We start from the raw sequence: 17568 nt of genomic DNA, 5'->3' as shown, positions 1-17568 counted from the left end.
GGTCGCCCCGGGTCAGGTGATCTCCAGGAGTTTCTCGCGGACGGCGTAGACGACGGCCTCCATGCGGGAGTGGAGCTGGAGCTTCTCCAGGATGTTGCGCACGTGGTTCTTCACCGTGTTCTCGGAGATGAACAGCTCCCGCGCGATCTCGCGGTTGCCCAGGCCGCGCGCGACGAGCCGGAGCACCTCCATCTCGCGCTCGGTGAGGCGGGGCGCGGGGACCTGCTGTGTGCGCTCCTCGCTGCGCTTGGCCAGCGAGGCGAACTCGGTGATGAGCTTCGACGCCATCGACGGGCTGATCAGCGACTGGCCGCCGTGCACGGCGCGGACGGCCTGCGGGACCTCGTCGATCGAGATCTCCTTGAGCAGGTAGCCGCTGGCGCCGGCCTTGATCGCCTCGAAGAGGTCCTCCTCCTCGTCGCTGATGGTCAGCATGACGATCTTCGCGCTGGGCGCGGCCTCCTTGATGGCGGTGCAGGCCTCGATGCCGCTGCGGCGCGGCATCCGGATGTCCATGAGGACGACGTCCGGCAGCAGGTCGCCGGCCATCTCCACGGCCTGCTGGCCGTCGCCGCCCTCGCCGATGACCTCGATGTCGTCCTCGCCCTGGAGGACCATCTCCAGGCCGCGGCGGAACAGCGCGTGGTCGTCGACGATGAGCACGCGGATGGGGTCTGCCGATCCGGACGGCGCTGCCGCCTCCCGGCCGGCGGGGGCGGTGCCGGCGCCTGCCTGACGGGGTACCGCCGCGGCGTCGCGAGGCTCGGGATTCTCGCTCACCAGAGTCGCGGCGTGGAGGAGACGCCGCTTCCCCCCTTCACTATTCAGCGATATGGAACTGCCGGAGGGTCGTTCTCCTACGGGTCTTCCTCGGGAACCTACGGGGTCCGGGGACGAACCCGGGGGATTTCGGACCGGGGTGTCTCCCGGTTAACCGCCGCGCGCCCCGGGAGGTTCCCGGGACGCGCCGCGTCGCGGATCGGCTGATGCGCCTTTTCAGATCATGGCATGGTTCGGACGGTGACGTGACGCGAGTGCGGCATCACTCTTCGACGAGCCTGATGACTCCGTAGTCCCAGCCTCGCCTCCGGTAGACGACCGAGGGGTGCCCCGTGGACTTGTCGCGGTACAGGAAGAAGTCGTGGCCGACGAGCTCCATCTCGAATAGGGCCTGCTCGATGCCCATCGGCTCGGCCTGGTGGAACTTCTCGCGGACGACCAGGGGGCCGTCGCCTTCCATGGGGATGGGGACGAGGTTCTCCTCCTGCGAGACCGCAACGGTCTCGGCCCCCGTCTCGGCTTCCACGGGCGGCGCGGCCGGCTCGGCGGGCTCGGGTTCGAGGGCGGGGAGCGCCTCGGGGAGCGTCTCCATCGTGGCGAGTTTGGCGCGGCCCTTGCCGCCGTGGTTCTTCGCGCCGTGGCCCTTGCGCCGCTCCGCGTCGCGGCGGAGCCGCGACTCCAGCTTGTCCAGCGCCATGTCGAGGGCTCCGTAGCGGTCGTCGGCGGCGGCCTCGGCCCGGATCACCGGGCCGCGGGAGCGGATCGTGAGCTCCACTCGCTCGCGCTGGTCGGCAAGGCGCGGGTTGCGTTCCTCTGAGACCTCCACGTCCACGCGGATGACCTTCTGGTCGAGCCGCTCGATCTTGGCGAGTTTGCTGTCGACGTGCCGACGGAACCTGTCGTTGACGTCGGTGTGCCGGCCCCTCACGGTGATGTTCACGTGGGACCCCCCTTCTCCCGGTTGCGTTTCATGCCCGTTCCGGGACCCCTGACAGCCCCGGACGGGTACCACAGGACGGTGGGTCGCACCCGCCCGGCCGACCTGGTCTTCGTCCCCACATCCGCCTGCTGAGGGGCTCGCGGCGCTCTCGCCACTACTGCCCTTCTCCCGTTACGGGGGATGTCGGATCCCACGACGGGGCAGGACTTACCTCTAAGGCGCACCGTGATCGGTCGACGAGAAGTCGCCTTACGTGGGCCGTTTCGCCTGCGCCTGGCATCGGCTAGCCGGATCGTCTGCCATGCCCCTGACGGGCACTGCGATCCAACGCAACCACGGACCCGGGCGGGTGCCATGTCAGGAACGCTAACCCCTTACGCCACGAATGTCAGGGGGGTGCGGCGAGGAAAAACTCACTGACCGTCATCGTTGACTGCCTCAGCGGGGTCTTCAGCCGCCCCTCCGGGACCCCGTCACGGACGCGAAACCCTTGTGTGCGCGCCGTTCACGGGCCTGACGCCCGCCCAGGTCAGCCGGGACTGGCCCCTCGGTAAGTTTCCGAAATCTCTGCTGCCTCATGTCCTAATGTGACTCGATTAACTTCACACTGTCCCCCTACACCACACAGGTCCGACAACTTCCACTACACCGCGTCACCAGAGCCGGTGCCGGGGCGTCGCCGCGATGGTGGCCGCACCGGCGACGTCCGCGCCGGCCTCCCGCAGGGCTCGCGCGGCCTCGGCCAGGGAGGCGCCCGTCGTGACCACGTCATCGACCAGAACGACGCGGCGCCCGGCGACCTCGGTGCGCACCTCGACGGCCCCCGCGAGATTGGCGGCCCGCTCCCTGGCCGAGAGCCCGGCCTGGTCGGCGACACGCCTCCGCTGCCGCAAGGCGCCGAGCGCGGTCACGGGAACACCGCTCGCGCGGAGCCGCCGTACCGCGACGTCAACCGCCCCCCGCAGGGGGTCGTGGCCGCGCCGGCGCACGGCTCTGCGCGCCGACGGCACCCACACCACCACCGGCGGCCCGGGGCCGGACGGCAGGGCCGCATGGACGGCCGTCGCCAGAGCCTCCCCCAGAGGGACGGCGAGCGCCGCGCGGCCTCGCTCCTTGTAGGAGGCCAGGATCGTGCGGAGCGGCCCCTCGTAGGCCGCCACGGTCCACGGAGGGGACACCCCGGCGGGTGCCTGCGGCGCCGGCCGCGCCTCCGCCCGCAGCGGACGCGCGCACGCATCGCACAGCAGCCCGGGATGATGCCCGCACCCGGCACAGCGTTGCGGAAGAAGCAGGTCGATCAGATCGGCGAGAGCACTCATGCCCTCGACGATGCCGGGCCCGCCCGCCCGCCGCCCCGCACTCCACGAACTGTGGATAACTCTCAGTGATCACGAGCGCCGGCAAACGATCGACGACCCCGCCGCCCTTCGGCGTGTCGCGATCCCCCCGGACGGTGCCGCCCAGCGGCGTGGCGCGGTGCCGCGCAGCGGTGGTGGCGCGGTGCCGCGGTTTGGGGGTCAGCCTGGGTAGGAGGGGTCCTTGGCGGGGGTGGGGCAGATCCAGGGGCTGTAGGAGTTGCTCGGGGAGCGCTGGCGGCAGACCTGGTCCTTGCCGGACGAGCGGGTTCCGATGAGGATCGGGGCGCCGGGGGCGGCGGCGATCGTGCGGGGTTCGCCCAGGGAGCCGACGCCCAGGGACGTGATGGCGCTGCCGCTGATCGGCATCAGGAACGGGAGGGTCTGCGAGTCGCGCTTGGCGCGGCCCAGGACGGCGAGGGTGCCGTAGTCGCGCCAGGCGAGGTCGACGGCGTCCTGGAGCTCGGAGCTCACGGGCAGGAACGAGCCGACGTCCAGGGCGTCCCCGGCGGACTGGACGATGCGCCCCACCTGGACCTGGGGGCGCCCGTCCACGCGGGCGATCACGGCCGCGCGGACGCCGTCGCGGGCCACGCGGAAGGCGAGGACCTCGCGGCCGCCCAGGCCCCAGTGGGCGGCGCGGACGGGTGCTTTGCCGCGCCTGCGCACCCAGAGCGAGGACTCGTTCTTCTTCGTCTCCACGATCCACAGGGTGCCGTCGTGGCTCCAGGTCGGCGCGGTGAAGCGGGCCCCGGGGCGCGCGGTCAGCAGGACGCGGGGCGCGGGCTGGCCGGTGACGGGGGCGGCGACCATGACCTGGCTCTCGTCGGCGCTCAGGCCGGCGAACTCCTGGTGGTCGGGGGCGACGGCGGGACGGGAGAGGCGGCCGGCGGCGCCGGTCACCACGGGCTGGGCGCGGTCGCTCTCCAGGGTGCCGAGGAAGCCTGAGGGGCCGACGACGTAGGCGCTCTGCTGGACTCCTTCGGTGGGCACCTGGCCGTCGGGCGAGTTGCCCTCCCACCCGTTCACGGGCTGCGTCGTCCCCGTGCCGTCGGGCGCGACGGTCCTGCCCTCGATCGACAGCCGCCACGACTTGATCTCCGAGAGCTGCCGCATCGTCCACGAGAGCTGCGCCGACATGCGCTCGACGTCGCCGCCGCGGGCCTGGCCCGTGAGGTCGACGGTCACGACGTCCTTGTCGATCTGCACGCTGCGGCGGAGCCGGGTGCCCTCCGGGAAGGCGGTGTCGACCGCGCCGTTCAGCCAGGAGGTCGGGCCGGTCAGCAGGGCCTGGACGAGCTGGGTGGGCAGCGTCTGCCGGTTCACGACCGGCAGGAAGACGCCGTTCGGGACGAGGGTGCGCCGGTCGGGCGCGAAGAAGTACAGGTTGACGGTGCGCATGGCGCGCTCGACGTCGTCCTTGGTGAGCAGGAGACCGGCCTTGTCGTCTCCGGGCAGGCCGGCGATGCGCCAGACGCCCTGCGGCGTCCTGGTGAGCTGGAACGTGGCGTCGAGCGCCTTCGGGGAGGCGGTGTACTGGCCGTCGGCGGTGATCGTGCCGAGTTCCTCGCCGGTGACGCGGACGGTCGCCTGGTTCCCGGACGACTTGATCACGTGCGGGTCGGTGATGCGGCTCGCCAGCACGGTCACGAAGGGCCGCAGGCCGGGGTTCCAGGACGTCTGGCCGGACAGGTACTGCTTGGCGACCTTGTGGCCGTCGTCGAAGCTCGCGGACGCGGCGAGGAAGCCCGAGACGATCTGGGCGGGGCCCCACTCGGGGCGCGGCTTCACCGGGATCAGCCGGACGTAGGGGTCGTCGACGCGCTCGGCGCGCTCGGCGGGCTTGCCGGAGACGACCTGGCCGCCGCTCGGGACGTTCGCGCAGCCGGCGCCGCCGAGGACCAGCACGGCGACGGCGAGCAGGCACGTGAGCCGCCGGGTTCCGGCGCAGGGGCTCATTCGCCGGCCTCCAGCTCCGCGAACAGCGGGCGGGCGTCACCGGCCCCGGGCGGGACGAGCGGCAGCGGCGAGCCCCGCAGTTCGGCCCCGGCCACGCGCGGCAGCGACAGGCGGAACTGGGAGCCCGCGCCGGGCTCTCCCCATGCCTGGAGCCAGCCGCCGTGCAGCTGCGCGTCCTCCCGGGAGATCGACAGGCCGAGCCCGGTGCCGCCGGTGGTGCGGGCGCGGGCCGGGTCGGCGCGCCAGAAGCGGTCGAAGACCATCTGCCCCTCCCCCGGTTTCAGCCCGACCCCGTGGTCGCGGACGGCGACGGCGACGGCGTCGCGGTCGGCGCCCACGGAGACGACGATGTCCTCGCCGTCGCCGTGCTCGACGGCGTTGACGAGGAGGTTGCGCAGGATGCGCTCGACGCGGCGGCGGTCGACCTCGGCCATGCAGGGCTCGCCCGGCAGCTGCAGGATGACCTTGCTGCCCTTGCGCTCGGCGAGGCCCTGGATGTCGCCGACGACGCGCAGGACGAGGTCGCGCATGTCGAGGGACTCGGCGTCGAGCGTCGCGGCGCCGGCGTCGTGGCGGCTGATCTCCAGCAGGTCGGCCAGGAGCGACTCGAACCGCTCCAGCTGGCTCTGCAGCAGCTCCGCGGACCGCCCGACGGACGGGTCGGCGAAGCCGTCGCGGTTCTCGTAGAGCATGTCGGCCGCGATCCTGATGGTGGTCAGGGGCGTGCGCAGCTCGTGGGAGACGTCCGAGACGAACTGGCGCTGGACCTGCGACAGGTCCTCCAGCTCGCCGATCTTCTCCTGGAGGTTGGCGGCCATGTCGTTGAAGGAGCGGGCGAGCCGGGCCAGGTCGTCCTCGCCGCGGACCCGCATGCGCTCTTCGAGGCGTCCGGCTGCGAGCCGCTGCGCGCCCTGGGCAGCGAGCCGCACCGGGATGACGACCTGCCGGGTGACCAGGGACGCGATCGCGGCCAGAAGCAGCACCAGGACGATGCCCACTCCGGCGAGGGAGCGGCTGACGTTGGTGAGGGTCTGCTGCTCCTGCGTCAGCGGGAACAGGTAGTACAGCTCGAACTGGCCGGTCTTGCCGCCGACGATGAGGCCGCGCTCGTCCGAGCGGTCGCCGACGTAGGAGAGCTTGCCGTAGGTGTAGGCGCGGGACCCGGCGGGCGCGTTCTTCAACTCCTCGCGGAGCCGCTTGGGGACGCTCTCCTGGCGTAGTTCGTTGGTGGTGTACCCGTCGAAGTACTGCTCGGTGGTGTCGCGGATGTAGACCTCGTAGAGCCCGGAGGGCCCGCTGCGGGCCTTGAGCCGGTCGATCGTCGAGTTCAGCCTGCTGCCGTCCCCCGTGGAGTTGCCCAGGTCGCGCTGGACCTGCGCCAGGCCGTCGTCCAGCTGGAGACGGGCCGCCTTGACCTTGCCGTCCATCAGTGCGGACGACACCTGCTGCATGAGGAAAGCGCCCAGGATCGCCACCACGATCGCCGAGATGAACAGGGTGGACGTGACGACGCGGACCTGGATCGACCGGCGCCAGCGCAGGTAGCCGGCGCGGACGGCGCCCTGCAGGACGCGGCGGACCGCGCCCAGCCCGCGCCGGACGAACCGCTTCGCCCTCCTCATGTCGGCGTTCATGGGAGGTCCGCGAGGCGGCGCGGCGGTCCGGAAGGGCGCTGGTCGGTCATGGGCGTGTCACGGCGGCGGGACGGCGTCAGGCCGGGCCGGCCTTGTAGCCGACCCCGCGCACGGTGACGACGATCTCGGGCCGTTCCGGGTCCTTTTCGATCTTGGCGCGGAGCCGCTGGACGTGCACGTTCACCAGCCGGGTGTCGGCGGCGTGCCGGTAGCCCCAGACCTGCTCCAGCAGCACCTCGCGGGTGAAGACCTGGCGGGGCTTGCGGGCGAGGGCGACCAGCAGGTCGAACTCCAGCGGCGTGAGCGGGATGTGCCGGTCGCCGCGCTTGACCGAGTGGCCGGCGACGTCGATGGTGATGTCGCCGATCTGCAGGGTCTCGGGCGCCGGCTCGTCGGTGCGGCGCAGGCGGGCGCGCACGCGCGCCACCAGCTCCTTGGGCTTGAACGGCTTGACGATGTAGTCGTCGGCGCCGGACTCCAGGCCGAGGACGACGTCCACGGTGTCGCTCTTGGCGGTCAGCATGACGATCGGCACGCCGGACTCGGCGCGGATCTGCCGGCACACGTCGATCCCGTCGGCCCCCGGCAGCATCAGGTCGAGCAGCACGAGGTCGGGCCGGGTCTCCCGGAACGCCTCCAGTGCCTTGTCGCCGTCGTGGACGAACGACGGCTCGAAGCCCTCGCCCCTCAGCACGATGCCGAGCATCTCGGCGAGCGCGAGATCGTCGTCGACGACCAGTACACGTCCTCTCATGGCCCTCATCGTCACAGGTCGGGGTTCGGTGGAGTGGGGCGCGACGCTCCGGCGCCACCTCGCCAGGGAGAGTTATGCCTTGGCGTGCAAGGTTACCCGCGTTTGCGTCGTACGGCGGTCCCCCGCATCGTCCGGGCGACCCGCCATGGTAGGCGCGAGTCCCGGAACCGGCGCAAGATGTGCGCCGCACCCGTGACAGGATGACCTGACCGGCGGCCGCGTAACGGTCCGGATCAGGCCAGATCGGACGCGCCGCCGATCGCCGGAGAGCGCAGGGAGACGGGATGCCGGGACCGGACGGCTGGGACGACGACGCCGGCGCCACCGATGTGGCGCGGGGCGTCCCGTTCCGTCCCATGTCCATCTCGGAGATGCTGGACGGCGCGATCGCCGGGATCCGGCGCAGGCCGCGGGCCACGCTGGGCCTGTCGGTGGCGGTCAGCACGGTGATCCAGGTGACGAGCTCGGTCGCCGCCTATTTCTTCATCGGCGACGAGGCCCGCGACGAGGTCACCCCCGGCGTGCTGATGGAGTCGCTGGGCGCCCAGCTGACCCTGTCCCTGCTGGGGCTGGTGCTGTCGGCGTTCGGGATCCTGCTGCTGGCGGGGCTGGTGGCGCCGATCCTGGGGCGCGAGCTCCTCGGCATGCCGATCGCGCCGGGGCAGGCGCTGCGGGACGCCCGGCCGCGGCTCGGACGGCTGGTCGCCACCACGTCGGCCGTCATGGGCGTCTCGCTGGGCGCGCTGGTCCTGCCGCTCGCCCCGTTCCTCCTGCTGATCGCCACCGGGGCGCGCCCGGCGTTCGCCGTGCTCGCCGGGATCTTCGGTTTCCCGGTCGGCGTCGGGCTGATGGTGTGGCTGTACATCCTGTTCGTCCAGGCGGTCCCCGCGGTCGTCCTGGAGCGGCGGACCGTCGGGGGCGCGCTGCGCCGCGCGACGACGCTCTCCAGGGGGCGGTGGCTCCGGACGTGCGGGACGCTCCTGCTGGCGCTGGTCGTGACCGTGTTCATGGGCTTCTTCGCCTTGCGGATCCCGTTCCTGTTCGCACAGCTGATCTTCTTCGGCGACTCCTCCGGCAGCGGATCGACGATGGGGGCGCTCGCCGTGGACACCGCGGGCCGGATCGTGAGCTGGTCCGTGGTCATGCCGTTCGACGCGGGTGTGATCGCCCTGCTCTACATGGACCGGCGGATGCGCCGCGAGGGCTTCGACCTGGACCTGCGCACCCGGGGGCGTTCGGCCGCGGCCGTCGCCGCACGGGAGCGGGGGGCCGCGGCCGGGCAGGGCGCCGGCGAGCAGGACGAGGGGTTCGCCGGCCTGTGGCGGACGGGTCCGGCGCAGGCCGGCCCGGCGCAGGGACGTCCGTGGACGGGGGCGGGCACGTGATTCTCGATCCGATCGGCCGCGACGAGGCCCGCGAGATGGCCCGCCGCGAGCTGGAGAAGCAGGTCTACCAGCGCGACAAGCCGTCCTGGCTGGAGCGGGCCTGGGACGACTTCGCCGAGTGGCTGCGCCATCTGTTCGAGAAGGCGCCCGCGCCGGAGTCGCAGGGCAGCGGCGGCGGGTGGACGTCCGTCGCCATCGTCGTCGCCATCGTGCTGGTCGCGGTCGCGCTGGTGGTGTGGCTGATGCGGGGGCGCCGGAACCCGCGCTCCCGCAAGGCCCCGCTGCTGGAGGACGCGCCGTCCACGGCGCTCGACCACCGGGAGGCGGCGGAGCGGCACGCGGAGGCCGGGCGGTGGGCCGAGGCGATCCGCGAGCGGCTGCGCGCCGTCGCCCGCGATCTGGAGGAGCGCGCGGTGCTGTCGGCGCGGCCTGGCCGGACCGCCGACGAGCTGGCCGCCGAGGCCGGCGAGGCGGTGCCGGAGCTGGCCGGCGAGCTGGCCGCGGGCGTGCGGATCTTCGACGACGTCTGGTACGGGGACCGCCCAGGCACCCCCGAGGGGTACGCGCGGATGAAGGAGCTGGACGAGCGGCTGAGGGCGGCGCGGCCGAAGCCGCTGGAGACCGACGACCTCACCCTCGCCGGAAGCGGCGACGAAGGGGGGCCGCGATGGTGACGGCGTCCCCGCCGCGCGGGGGAGCCCCCGCAGCGGAGGCGTCCGCCCGGCAGGTCGCGGGGCGCCGCTGGCGGTCGGCGCGCGGCGTCGTCGCGGCGGTCCTGGCGATGATCGTGATCGCGGTGGCGCTGGCCGCGCTGCGCCCCTCCGCGGCGGCCGAGGCGCTCGACCCGGAGTCGCCGAAGCAGGACGGCAGCCGGGCCCTCGCGGAGATCCTGCGCCGGCACGGCACGCCGGTGACGGTGGCCCGGAGCACCGGTGACGCCCTCGGCGCGGCCGGGCCGGGCACGGTCCTGGTGGTGACCCGCACGGAGCGGCTCACCGAGGAGGACCTCGCCCGGCTGAGCGGCGTCCCGGCGGACGTGCTGCTCGTCCGGCCGACGTCGTTCGCGCTGGAGGCGTTCGCCCCGCAGGTGCGCAGGCGGGGCCCTTCGTTCGAGGAGACCGCCGAGCCGGGGTGCAATCTGCCCGTGGCGTCGCTCGCGGGGACGGTCGGCTTCCACGAGTCGGAGACCTACGAGGTCGCGGGCGCGGGCACGGCCTGCTACCGGACCGACTACGGGGACGCGAGGCTCGTCCAGGTCGGCACCGGCACGCACACCGTGACGGTGCTCGGCTCGACGGCGCCGCTGACGAACCGGCGGCTCACCGAGGAGGGCAACGCGGCCCTCGGCATGAACCTGGCCGGGGCGGGCGCCTCGGCGGTCTGGCTCGCCCCGGACCTGCCGAAGGCGGGATCCGGCGCGGGCCAGCGGTCGCTCGGCGATCTGCTGCCGTTCGGGGTGAAGCTGCTCATCCTCCAGCTGCTCGTCGCGGTGCTGCTGGTGGCCCTGTGGCGGGCCCGCCGCCTCGGCCCCGTCGTGGCGGAGGCGCTGCCCGTCGTCGTCCGGTCCGCCGAGACCGTCGAGGGCCTCGCCCGCCTCTACCGCGCGGGCCGCGCCCGCGACCGGGCCTCGGACGCGCTGCGCTCCGGCGCCCGCGAACGGCTCGTCCCGCTCCTCGGACTCCCCCGCAGCAGCGCGCAGGATCCCTCCGCCGCACGGGAGATCGTCACGGCGGTCGCCCGCCGCACGACGTACGACGAGACGTACGTCGGAGCGGCACTGTACGGTCCTGAACCCTTGGACGACGCCGGGCTGATCGCCCTCACCGACGTCCTCGACGACCTGGAAAGGCAGGTACGCCAGTCTTGAACCCCCCTGTAGAGCTCGGGAAGGACGACGTGCCCGGCGGCGCGGGGCCGGGCACGATCCCCGAGGACGCCCGGCGCCAGGCCGAGACGGCCCGCGCGGCGCTCGCGGCCCTGCGCGGTGAGGTCGCCAAGACGGTCGTCGGCCAGGACTCCGTGGTGACCGGGCTGGTGATCGCGCTGCTCTGCCGCGGCCACGTGCTGCTGGAGGGCGTCCCCGGCACGGCCAAGACGCTGCTGATCAAGACGCTGTCGCGGGCCCTCGACCTGGACTTCAAGCGCGTCCAGTTCACCCCCGACCTGATGCCCGGCGACGTGACCGGCTCGCTGGTGTACGACAACCGGACGGCGGAGTTCGACTTCCGCGAGGGGCCGGTCTTCACCAACCTCCTGCTCGCCGACGAGATCAACCGGACGCCTCCCAAGACGCAGGCCTCCCTCCTGGAGGCCATGGAGGAACGCCAGGTCTCGGTGGAGGGCACCGCGCGCCCTCTGCCCGACCCGTTCGTGGTGTGCGCGACGCAGAACCCGATCGAGTACGAGGGGACCTATCCCCTGCCGGAGGCCCAGCTCGACCGGTTCCTGGTCAAGCTGACGGTGCCCGTCCCCACGCGGGACGAGGAGATCTCCATGCTCCAACGGCACGCCTCCGGGTTCGACCCCCGCGACCTGTCCGAGGTCAAGCCCGTCGCCGGAGCGGCCGAGTTGGCCGCCGGCCAGGCCGCCGTGAGGACCGTGCATCTGGACCCCAAGGTCGCCGCCTACGTCGTGGACCTGTGCAGGGCCACACGGCAGTCCCCGTCCCTCCAGCTCGGCGTGTCGCCGCGCGGTGCGACGGCGCTGCTGGCCACGTCCCGCGCGTGGGCGTGGCTGTCGGGCCGCGACTACGTCACGCCGGACGACGTGAAGGCGCTGGCCAGGCCCACCCTGCGGCACCGCGTCCAGCTGCGTCCCGAGGCGGAACTGGAGGGCGCGACCGCCGACGGCGTGCTGGAGGGCATCCTCGCCCACGTCCCCGCCCCGCGCTGATGGCGCTGACCGGGCGTCTCGGGCTGCTGGCCCTCCTCGGCGCGATCGTCCCGCTGTTCGCGCCGAGCTGGTGGACGCTCTTCGCGGTCTGGGGCGTCCTGCTGCTCGGCGTCGCCGCCGACCTCGCCCTGGCGGGGAACGTGCGGGCCCTGCGCTTCCACCGCGCCGGCGACACCAACGTGCGCCTCGGCGAGACTGCCCAGGTGTCCCTGATCGTGGAGAACCTCGGCCGGCGGCGCCTCAAGGCCCGGCTGCGGGACGTGTGGCCGCCCAGCGCGGGCGCCACGCCCCGCACGGTGAAGGTGGACGTGCCCGCCGGGGAGCGGCGCCGCGTCGAGATGACGCTGACGCCGACCCGCCGCGGCGACCGGAAGGCCGTCACGGTCGTCGTCCGCTCCGTGGGGCCGCTCGGGCTGGCCGCGCGGCAGCTCTCGCGTTCCGCGCCCTGGACCGTCCGGGCGCTGCCCGCGTTCCCGTCCCGCCGCCACCTGCCCGCCAAGCTCGCCCGGCTGCGGGAGCTGACGGGCGCGCACGTCGCGCTGATCCGCGGGCAGGGCACCGAGTTCGACTCCCTGCGCGAGTACGTGGACGGCGACGACGTCCGGTCCATCGACTGGCGCGCCACGGCGCGGCGCGGCGACGTGGTCGTGCGGACCTGGCGCCCCGAACGCGACCGCCGCATCTACCTCGTCCTCGACACCGGCCGCACGTCCGCGGGCCGCGTCGGCGACGTCCCCCGGCTCGACTGCTCCATGGACGCGGCGCTGCTGCTCGGCGCCCTGGCGTCCCGCGCCGGCGACCGCGTCGACCTGCTCGCCTACGACCGCCGGGTCCGCGCCCGCGTCGAGGGCGCGTCCCGCACCGACCTGCTGCCCGCGATGGTGCACGCCCTCGCGCCGCTGGACCCCGAACTCCTCGAATGCGACGCCGCCGGGATGGTGTCCACGCTGATGGCGCGCGTCCGGCAGCGGTGCCTCGTGGTGCTGCTCACCGAGCTGAACACCGCCGCGATCGAGGAGGGCCTGCTGCCGCTGCTGCCGCAGCTCACCGCCCGGCACCTTGTCATGATCGCCGCGGTGTCGGACCCGCGGGTGGCGGAGATGGCGGAGGGCCGCGGCGACCTCGCGTCCGTCTACGACGCCGCCGCCGCCGAGCGCGCGAGAGCCGAACGCCGCCGCCTGACCGCCGAACTGAGAGGCCACGGCGTCGAGGTGGTGGACGCCCCGCCCGCGGAAATAGCCCCGGCCCTGGCCGACGCCTACCTAGCCCTGAAAGCGGCCGGAAGGCTGTAGAGTTTCGAGGCGTCCGGTCAACCGGACACCGGAATCAGGTCGGGGTGGAGGTCGGTGTCGCCGGTTTCGCCCTTTCGGACGGCGCGGCGGCCTAGGACGATGACGTAGGTGAGGAAGGCGGCCTCGGCGATGACGCCGATGGTGATGCGCAGCCACGTGATGTGCACCCAGCCGGTCACGAAGCCCTCGATGAGGCCGGACACGAGGAGCGCCGCGATGAGGCCGAGGGCGATGCTGACGGCGGCGCGGCCTTCCTCGGCCAGGGCCTGGCCGCGGCGGCGCGGGCCCGGGTCGACGATCGTCCAGCCGAGCTTGAGGCCTCCGGCGCAGGCGAGGTAGACGGCGGTGAGTTCCAGCAGGCCGTGCGGGAGGATCAGCCCGAAGAAGACGTCGCCCTTGCCGTAGGCGAACATCAGGCCGCCGCTGATTCCGAGGTTGACCTGGTTCAGCAGCAGGACGTACAGGGTCGGGATGCCGAGCAGGATCCCGAAGATGAGCGCGGTGGCCGACACCCAGGCGTTGTTGACCCACACCTTGAACGCGAACGAGGCCGCCGAGTGCTCGGTGTAGTAGTTGGCGAAGTCGTGCTCGACGAGTTCGCGGATCTCGTCCGGCGTCCCGATGGTCGCCTGTACGTCGGGGCTGTGCACGACCCAGATGGCCAGGGCGAGCGACAGCAGGTTGCCGAGCACGGCACTGCCGAGCCACCACCACCGCATCCGGTACGCGGCCGCCGGGAACGACACGGTCGCGAAGCGGGTGACGTCGCGCCAGAGAGGCGCCTGGGCGCCGCCCACCGCGGCCCTGCCGCGCGCCACGAGCGACGACAGGCGTCCCACGAGCTGCGGGTCGGGCGAGCTTGAGCGGACGACCGACAGGTGCGTCGCCGTGCGCTGGTAGAGATCGACCAGTTCGTCGGCTTCCGCGCCGGTCAGCCTGCGGCCGCGGTTGATGAGCCGTTCGAGGCGCAGCCATTCGGCGTTGTGCGCGGCCACGTAGGCGTCGACGTCCACCCGGCGAGACTAACGCCTCGGCCCGCCGAACCGGCACAATGGGCAATCCGCCCGCATCGGAGGACAGGACATGGCCGATCTCGTCACCGGCGAGGCAGTCGCGCTCGACATCCGTGTCGCGCGGCTGGCCAGCCGTGCCTGCGCCGTGCTCCTCGACCTGCTCCTGCAGCTGGTGCTGCTGAACATCGTCGTTTACGTCACGGCGATGACCTCGCTGGTGGCCGACGACGCCTGGACGGTGGGGCTGACGCTGCTCGGCGTCGTCGCGGTGATCGTCGGGTATCCGTGCGCGTTCGAGACGCTGTCGCGGGGGCGGACGCTGGGCAAGATGGCCGTCGGACTCCGCGTCGTCGGCGACGACGGCGGGCCGGTGCGGTTCCGGCAGGCGCTGGTGCGGGCGCTGGCCGGGTTCGTCGAGTTCTGGGTGTTCTACGGCTCGCCCGCGCTGATCACGTCGTTCTGCAACCAGCGCGGCAAGCGGCTCGGCGACCTGTTCGCCGGGACGATCGTCATCCAGGAGCGGGTGCCCGCGTCGGCCCTGCTGGGTCCCGTCGCGGTGATGCCGCCGCAGCTCGCCTGGTGGGCGCGGAACCTGGAGCTGTCCATGCTGTCGGACGAGCTGGCGATGACGGCCCGGCAGTACCTGTCCCGGTTCTGGGAGCTGCTGCCGGAGGTCCGCGACTCGCTGGGGCAGCGGATCGCCTCGCAGGTCGTCGCGGTGGTGAGCCCGCCACCGCCGCCGGGGGTGCGGCCCGAGATCCTGCTGTCGGCCGTTCTCGCCGAGCGCCGCCACCGTGAGGAGCTGCGGCTCGCCGAGCGCCGGGCGCGCCGGATGCGCCGGTTCGGGCTTCCCGCGTGGGGCGCCGCGCCCGCGCCCGTCCCGGCGATGGCGATGGCGGGGCCCGCGCCGTACGGCCCGCCGCGGCAGGGGCCTCCCGCGCCGCCGCCGTTCAGTGCCCCCCAGCCGGGGCAGCCGCGGTTCCTCCCGCCGAACGACTACGGCGCCGGGCCGTACCAGAACGTGCTGAACGCGCCCCGGCCGCCCGCGCCGTATCCGGCCGGGCCCGGCGGGGGCCCGCCGCCGCAGGGCCCGCCTCAGGGCTACTGACAAGATTGTCAATAACGACTCCGGCTCCTAGAATCCGAAGAAATTTCAGATTCAGGAGGCGGCATGCGCGTCCGTACTGCCCTCGGCCGGGTCGCCCTCGCGGCGCTCACCCTGACCCCGCCGGCGCTGGCCGCGGCGCCCGCGCACGCGGAGACGGCGCCGCTTCCCGCCATCACCGATGACCAGGGCAGGACGCTCCTCCTGCACGGCCTCAACACCGCGAGCAGCGCCAAGGGGCCGGGCGGGTTGCCGTGGGTGAAGCGGGAGGACGTCGTCCGGGAGGCTCGCGAACTCGGCACGAACTCCGTCCGGTACCTGGTCCAGTGGAAGAACGTGGAGCCGGAGCCCGGTCACTACGACGACGCCTACCTGAACGACGTCGCCGAACGTGTCGCCTGGTACGGCGACCAGGGCATGCACGTCGTTCTCGACATGCACCAGGACATCTACGGTCCGTCCGCTTGCGCGGGCTCCGGTAACGGCGCCCCGGCCTGGGCCACCTTCACCGACGGGCTGCCTTGCACGCCGCAGGACCCATGGGTGCTGACGTACCTCCAGCCCGGCATCCTGCGCGCCTACGACAACTTCTGGAACAACACCGGCAAGCACCCGGAACTGATGCGGCGCTACACCGCGATGTGGCAGCACGTCGCGCGACGCTTCTCACGCGTCCTGGCCGTCCTGGGCTACGACCTGATGAACGAGCCCTTCGGCGGGACGCGCCAGTTCGGCTTCTTCGAGGGCCCGATCCTGACGCCCTTCTACCAGGGCGTCGTCAATGCGATCCGCAGGGTGGACAGCGACAACTGGGTGTTCGTCGAACCGCAGGCGCTCGGCCCGAACGAAGGCGCGGAAACCTCCCTGGGCACTGTCCGGGACCCGCGCCCCGGTGACCCCCGGATCGTTCTGGCACCGCATTTCTATCCGGGCGGGGTCGACCTGGGCGGCTCCTACGACGGCGTGGCGAAGATGCTCGTCCAGGCGCAGTTCACGCTCTGGAAGCGGAACATGCCCGCCGCCGCACGGCGCATGAACGCGCCGATGTGGCTGGGCGAGGTCGGCGGCATGGGACAGGACGCTCCAGGCGCCGCCGACTTCACCGGCGACTGGCTCTCGATGGCGGACGACCTCGGCATCGGCTGGGCGTACTGGTCGAACGACCCGGGCTCGTCTGGAATCACCGACGGCGAAGGCAAGCCGACCCTCTTCGCGAAGCTGCTCGCCCGGCCCTACCCGCGCGCGGTCGCCGGCACGCTCACGAACGTCGCCCACGCATCGGGCACGCTCACTGTGACGTGGCGCAACAAGACCGGAGTGTCGGGCCCCACGGAGATCTGGTTCCCGTCCGCCCCGAAGGTCACCTCGTCCGACCCGGACGGGACGTGGCGGACCTCCTGGGACGCGACGCGCCACGTCCTGTCGGTGTGGGCCGACGCTGGTACGCCGTCCCACACCGTCACGGTGAGGCCCTAGCCCGGAAGCGAGCGCAGCTTCTCGGTCAGCGTCGGGCGCAGCTTCTTCAGGCACAGCACCGGCCGGAAGGCGCCCTCGCTGGTCATGTAGCTGGTGGCCTCGGCCGGGCACTCCTTCGTCGTGGCCACCCTGCCGACGACCTTCGCTATGGCGTCGCTGGACTCGCACTGGGCCTTGTCCAGGTCACCGATGTTGAACGAGGGATCCTTGATGCAGTCGCCCGGGGACAGCACGCCGCCGCCCGCGCCGAGGCACAGCACCGGGTTGGCCGCGTTCCCGCCGCCGAAGGACCGCAGCTTCATCGTCTCCAGCGTCTTCGCCGGGCACGCGTTCTCCGCGCCGACGCGCGCGATCACCTTGCCGTACCAGTCCGGCTTGGAGCAGGGCTGCTCCTTGCCGAAGCCGATGGAGCCGCTGCTCACGCAGTCGCCCGCCGCGAGGAACGCCCCGCCCGCGCCGGGGTCGCCCGGGTGGGAGCCCTTGAGGTTGCGCACGCAGGCCTCGTAGTAGGTCTTCTCTTCCTTCTTCTCGCGGACGTTCGTGAAGCCGTCCGTGCCGCTCGGGCAGTCGGGCTCGGCGCGCGAGCCGAACGAGAAGGCCGACGCCTCCTTCTTGCCGACGACCTTCAGCACCTTGGCCTTCGCCTTGGCGTCGTCGCAGCTCACCCGGAGGCTCGCCGGGATCCTCTTGCCGTCGTCCATCCCGAACCCGGTGTCCACGCACTGATCGGCCTTCACCGGGCCGGTCGGCGCGCCCGTCCCGTGGAGCGCCAGGAAGGCCACGCCCGCCAGCGCGACCACGCCGGCGACCGCCACGGCCACCCACACGATCGGCGAGGGGCGCTTCGCCGGCGGCGGCCCCGGCGGCCCTGCGGGCGGGAACGGGCCGCTCATCGGCGGGCCCGGCATCGGCGGCCGCCCCGGCCCCTGCCCTTGCTGCGCCTGGCCCTGACCCTCCGGAACCTGCCCGTACACGCCACAACC

15 protein-coding genes are annotated in these 17568 nt (G+C 72.9%); 7 read left to right on the top strand and 8 right to left on the bottom strand.

Translation table 11 applies throughout. The annotated features are described in order from the left end of the window. Positions 1-12 precede the first annotated feature (12 nt). The 6 genes from AB0K37_RS12160 to mtrA form a co-directional block, all read right to left on the bottom strand. Positions 13-669 (bottom strand): response regulator transcription factor, encoded by a 657-nt coding sequence (locus AB0K37_RS12160; RefSeq protein ID WP_230298685.1) that lies wholly within the window; start codon positions 667-669, stop codon positions 13-15. 373 nt (positions 670-1042) lie between these two features. After that, positions 1043-1720, bottom strand: a complete 678-nt coding sequence (gene raiA, locus AB0K37_RS12155; protein ID WP_363978781.1) for a ribosome-associated translation inhibitor RaiA — start codon at positions 1718-1720, stop codon at positions 1043-1045. 653 nt (positions 1721-2373) lie between these two features. Continuing rightward, entirely contained in the window at positions 2374-3039 is a 666-nt protein-coding gene (locus AB0K37_RS12150; protein WP_363978773.1) for a phosphoribosyltransferase family protein, read from the bottom strand. Positions 3040-3237: 198 nt separating this feature from the next. Beyond that, the gene (locus AB0K37_RS12145) at positions 3238-5034 is read right to left on the bottom strand and encodes an LpqB family beta-propeller domain-containing protein (RefSeq protein WP_363978770.1); all 1797 of its coding nucleotides are present in this window, start codon (positions 5032-5034) and stop codon (positions 3238-3240) included. Next, a complete protein-coding gene (mtrB, locus tag AB0K37_RS12140) occupies positions 5031-6656 on the bottom strand; it encodes an MtrAB system histidine kinase MtrB (RefSeq protein ID WP_363978767.1) in 1626 nt (541 codons plus the stop codon). Before mtrB ends, AB0K37_RS12145 begins: the two co-directional genes overlap by 4 nt. 88 nt (positions 6657-6744) lie before the next feature. Next, on the bottom strand, positions 6745-7422 hold the full coding sequence (gene mtrA, locus AB0K37_RS12135; protein WP_021598338.1) for an MtrAB system response regulator MtrA: 678 nt from the start codon (positions 7420-7422) through the stop codon (positions 6745-6747). A 284-nt stretch (positions 7423-7706) separates the two neighbouring features. Between mtrA and AB0K37_RS12130 the strand changes: the two genes are divergently transcribed. From AB0K37_RS12130 to AB0K37_RS12110, 5 genes are read left to right on the top strand one after another with little or no spacing between them, the layout of a single operon-like run. Further along, entirely contained in the window at positions 7707-8807 is a 1101-nt protein-coding gene (locus tag AB0K37_RS12130; RefSeq protein WP_363978763.1) for a hypothetical protein, read from the top strand. Further along, on the top strand, positions 8804-9481 hold the full coding sequence (locus tag AB0K37_RS12125) for a DUF4129 domain-containing protein (protein ID WP_363978761.1): 678 nt from the start codon (positions 8804-8806) through the stop codon (positions 9479-9481). The genes AB0K37_RS12130 and AB0K37_RS12125 overlap by 4 nt, the downstream gene beginning before the upstream one ends. Continuing rightward, the gene (locus AB0K37_RS12120) at positions 9475-10674 is read left to right on the top strand and encodes a DUF4350 domain-containing protein (protein WP_363978759.1); all 1200 of its coding nucleotides are present in this window, start codon (positions 9475-9477) and stop codon (positions 10672-10674) included. The genes AB0K37_RS12125 and AB0K37_RS12120 overlap by 7 nt, the downstream gene beginning before the upstream one ends. Before the next feature lie 56 nt (positions 10675-10730). After that, positions 10731-11699 carry a MoxR family ATPase gene (locus tag AB0K37_RS12115; protein WP_363978798.1) on the top strand — a complete coding sequence of 323 codons (969 nt, stop codon included), beginning with the start codon at positions 10731-10733 and terminating at the stop codon, positions 11697-11699. Continuing rightward, positions 11699-12991, top strand: coding sequence for a DUF58 domain-containing protein (locus tag AB0K37_RS12110; protein ID WP_363978756.1), 1293 nt, complete (start codon positions 11699-11701; stop codon positions 12989-12991). The genes AB0K37_RS12115 and AB0K37_RS12110 overlap by 1 nt, the downstream gene beginning before the upstream one ends. 17 nt (positions 12992-13008) lie before the next feature. On the opposite strand, the gene AB0K37_RS12105 is transcribed toward AB0K37_RS12110, so the two are convergent. Further along, positions 13009-14004 (bottom strand): stage II sporulation protein M, encoded by a 996-nt coding sequence (locus AB0K37_RS12105; RefSeq protein ID WP_363978753.1) that lies wholly within the window; start codon positions 14002-14004, stop codon positions 13009-13011. Positions 14005-14074: 70 nt separating this feature from the next. Between AB0K37_RS12105 and AB0K37_RS12100 the strand changes: the two genes are divergently transcribed. Together AB0K37_RS12100 and AB0K37_RS12095 are read left to right on the top strand one after the other, a co-directional pair. Then, entirely contained in the window at positions 14075-15112 is a 1038-nt protein-coding gene (locus AB0K37_RS12100) for an RDD family protein (protein WP_363978750.1), read from the top strand. A 63-nt stretch (positions 15113-15175) separates the two neighbouring features. After that, positions 15176-16585, top strand: coding sequence for a cellulase family glycosylhydrolase (locus AB0K37_RS12095; protein ID WP_363978747.1), 1410 nt, complete (start codon positions 15176-15178; stop codon positions 16583-16585). Here the strand turns inward: AB0K37_RS12095 and AB0K37_RS12090 are convergent. After that, positions 16582-17559 (bottom strand): hypothetical protein, encoded by a 978-nt coding sequence (locus AB0K37_RS12090; protein ID WP_363978744.1) that lies wholly within the window; start codon positions 17557-17559, stop codon positions 16582-16584. The two genes, AB0K37_RS12095 and AB0K37_RS12090, sit on opposite strands and share 4 nt — an antisense overlap. Positions 17560-17568: the final 9 nt, after the last annotated feature.

The sequence above is a fragment of the Actinomadura sp. NPDC049753 genome (genome assembly GCF_040674655.1).
Taxonomy (GTDB): domain Bacteria; phylum Actinomycetota; class Actinomycetes; order Streptosporangiales; family Streptosporangiaceae; genus Spirillospora; species Spirillospora verrucosospora.
Note: the sequence above shows the minus strand (reverse complement) of the source record. Positions and strands in the feature narration are given on the sequence as shown.

Bases quoted from the DNA above. Each gene is read 5' to 3' on its own strand.
- AB0K37_RS12150 (WP_363978773.1), bottom strand. From the start codon at position 3,039: ATGAGTGCTCTCGCCGATCTGATCGACCTGCTTCTTCCGCAACGCTGT.
- AB0K37_RS12145 (WP_363978770.1), bottom strand. From the start codon at position 5,034: ATGAGCCCCTGCGCCGGAACCCGGCGGCTCACGTGCCTGCTCGCCGTC.
- mtrB (WP_363978767.1), bottom strand. From the start codon at position 6,656: ATGAGGAGGGCGAAGCGGTTCGTCCGGCGCGGGCTGGGCGCGGTCCGC.
- mtrA (WP_021598338.1), bottom strand. From the start codon at position 7,422: ATGAGAGGACGTGTACTGGTCGTCGACGACGATCTCGCGCTCGCCGAG.
- AB0K37_RS12130 (WP_363978763.1), top strand. From the start codon at position 7,707: ATGCCGGGACCGGACGGCTGGGACGACGACGCCGGCGCCACCGATGTG.
- AB0K37_RS12120 (WP_363978759.1), top strand. From the start codon at position 9,475: ATGGTGACGGCGTCCCCGCCGCGCGGGGGAGCCCCCGCAGCGGAGGCG.
- AB0K37_RS12110 (WP_363978756.1), top strand. From the start codon at position 11,699: ATGGCGCTGACCGGGCGTCTCGGGCTGCTGGCCCTCCTCGGCGCGATC.
- AB0K37_RS12100 (WP_363978750.1), top strand. From the start codon at position 14,075: ATGGCCGATCTCGTCACCGGCGAGGCAGTCGCGCTCGACATCCGTGTC.
- AB0K37_RS12095 (WP_363978747.1), top strand. From the start codon at position 15,176: ATGCGCGTCCGTACTGCCCTCGGCCGGGTCGCCCTCGCGGCGCTCACC.